The following is a 2,483-nucleotide window of genomic DNA, read 5'->3' as shown; positions in this document are numbered from 1 at the left end:
GCGGCCGGGCGGGCGGCCGGGCGGGCGGCCGGCTGCTGCTCCGCGGCGCCGACCTGCGCACCGCCGTGCGCGAGGGCCGCGAGGCGAACCTCGTGCTCTTCTGCGTCGACGCGTCCGGCTCGATGGCGGCGCGGCGCCGGATGGCGGAGGTCAAGACGGCGATCCTCTCCCTGCTCCTCGACGCCTACCGCCGCCGGGACAAGGTCGGGCTGGTGACCTTCGGCGGGACCGGCGCCGACCTGGTCCTGCCGCCCACCCGTTCGGTCGACGTCGCCGCCACCCGCCTCGACCGCGTCCCCGCCGGCGGACGCACCCCGCTCGCGGAGGGCCTGCTCGAGGCGGCGCGGGTGCTCGACGTCGAGCGGCTGCGGGACCCCCGGCTGCGGCCGCTGCTCGTCGTCGTCACCGACGGGCGGGCGACCGCCGGCGCCGACCCGGTCCCCCGCTCACGGCGGGCCGCCGACGCGCTCGCCGCCGCCGGGGTGCCGGCCGTCGTCGTCGACTGCGAGAGCGGTCCGATGCGGCTGGGGCTCGCCCGCGCGCTCGCCGGGCACCTCCGCGGCGAGTACCTGCCGCTCGGCGACGTCAGCGCCGAGCAGCTCGCCGGCGTCGCCCGGCAGGGCCGCGCCGCATGACGACACCGACCGCCGGCCCGACCGCCGGCCCGACCGCCGGCCCGACCGCCGACCTGTACGACGTCATCGCGCGCCGCCGCGACGTCCGGGCCGAGTTCACCGGCCGGCCGCCGGCCGACGAGGTCCTCGGACGCGTCCTCGGCGCGGCGCACGCGGCGCCCAGCGTGGGCCACAGCCAGCCGTGGGACTTCGTGCTGGTCCGCGACCGGGCCACCCGCGAGCGGTTCCGCGACCACGTCCACACCGAGCGGGCGACGTACGCCGCGTCCCTGCCGCCGGAGCGGCGGGCGACGTTCGACCGGATCAAGGTCGAGGGCGTGCTGGAGTCCGGGCTCGGCGTCGTCGTCACCCACAGCCAGGGCCGCGGCGGGCCGCAGGTGCTCGGCCGCCACGCGATCGCCGATGCCGGCCTCTACTCCACCTGCCTGGCCATCCAGAACCTCTGGCTGGCCGCGACCGCCGAGGGGCTGGGCCTGGGCTGGGTGTCGTTCTACCGCGAGGAGTTCCTGCGCGAGCTGCTCGGCATCCCCGACGACGTCCGGCCGGTGGCGTGGCTCTGCCTCGGCGAGGTCAGCCGGCTGCAGACCGTCCCGGACCTGGAGCGGCACGGCTGGCGCACCCGCCGGCCGCTCGCCGACGCCATCCACGCCGACACCTGGAGGGGCTGACGTGCCCAAGGGACAGCCGACCGCCGTGCCCGACGACGGGCTCACCACCCGCCAGCGCCGCAACCGGCCGCTGCTGATGGTCCACACCGGCGACGGCAAGGGGAAGTCGACGGCCGCCTTCGGCCTGGCCATCCGGAGCTGGAACCAGGGGTGGAACGTCGGGGTCTTCCAGTTCGTGAAGTCCGCCAAGTGGCGCATCGGCGAGCAGACCGTCCTCGAGCGCCTCGGACAGCTGCACGAGGAGACCGGCGAGGGCGGCCCCGTCGAGTGGCACAAGATGGGCGCCGGCTGGTCGTGGTCGCGCAAGGCCGGGGAGGCCGAGGACCACGCCGCCGAGGCCGCCGAGGGCTGGGCCGAGGTCAAGCGACGGATCGCCGCCGAGACCCACGACCTCTACGTGCTCGACGAGTTCACCTACCCGATGCAGTGGGGCTGGGTCGACGTCGACGACGTCGTCGAGACCCTCGCGAACCGGCCCGGCCGGCAGTACGTCGTCGTCACCGGCCGCCGGGCCGACCCCCGCCTGGTCGAGGTCGCCGACCTGGTCACCGACATGACCAAGGTCAAGCACCCCATGGACGTCGGCCAGAAGGGCCAGCGGGGCATCGAGTGGTGAGCCGCGCCGGCCGGCTGCCCCGGCTGGTGGTGGCCGCACCCTCCACCGGCCAGGGCAAGACCACGGTCGCCACCGGCCTGATGCGGGCGCTCACCCGCGCCGGCCACGTGGTCAGCGGCCACAAGGTCGGGCCGGACTACATCGACCCCGGCTACCACGCGCTGGCCTGCGGACGGCCGGGCCGCAACCTCGACCCGCACCTGGTCGGCGAGGACCGCGTCGTACCCCTCCTGCGGCACGGCGCCGCCGGGGCGGACGTCGCGGTCGTCGAGGGCGTCATGGGGCTGTACGACGGGCGGATCGGCGGCCGCGGGTACGCCTCGACCGCCCACGTCGCCACCCTGACCCGCAGCCCGGTGGTCCTCGTCGTCGACATCTCCCGCGCCTCGCGCACCGTCGGGGCGCTCGTCCACGGGCTGGCCACGTGGGACGACACGGTCGACGTCGTCGGCGTGGTGCTCAACCAGGCCGGCTCGCCGCGCCAGGTCGCGGAGGTCCGCTCCGCGATCGGCCTGCCGGTGCTGGGCGCGGTCCCCCGCGACGCCGGCGTCGCCGCGCCCTCGC

The 2,483-nt window shown here is 76.7% G+C and carries 4 protein-coding genes; all 4 read left to right on the top strand.

The window, feature by feature from the left end:
• A partial coding sequence (locus ACSMHG_RS19480; protein WP_435748237.1) for a vWA domain-containing protein occupies nucleotides 1–635 on the top strand: 635 nt, incomplete at its 5' end.
• On the top strand, nucleotides 632–1,303 hold the full coding sequence (gene bluB / locus ACSMHG_RS19475; protein WP_435748235.1) for a 5,6-dimethylbenzimidazole synthase: 672 nt from the start codon (nucleotides 632–634) through the stop codon (nucleotides 1,301–1,303). The genes ACSMHG_RS19480 and bluB, both read left to right, overlap by 4 nt.
• 1 nt (nucleotide 1,304) lies before the next feature.
• Nucleotides 1,305–1,919 carry a cob(I)yrinic acid a,c-diamide adenosyltransferase gene (cobO, locus tag ACSMHG_RS19470; protein WP_435748233.1) on the top strand — a complete coding sequence of 205 codons (615 nt, stop codon included), beginning with the start codon at nucleotides 1,305–1,307 and terminating at the stop codon, nucleotides 1,917–1,919.
• Nucleotides 1,916–2,483: nucleotide-binding protein (locus ACSMHG_RS19465; RefSeq protein ID WP_435748231.1), on the top strand; the 568-nt coding region annotated here is incomplete at its 3' end. The genes cobO and ACSMHG_RS19465, both read left to right, overlap by 4 nt.

Source organism: Nocardioides ureilyticus (assembly GCF_051280745.1).
Lineage (GTDB): Bacteria > Actinomycetota > Actinomycetes > Propionibacteriales > Nocardioidaceae > Nocardioides.
Note: the sequence above shows the minus strand (reverse complement) of the source record. Positions and strands in the feature narration are given on the sequence as shown.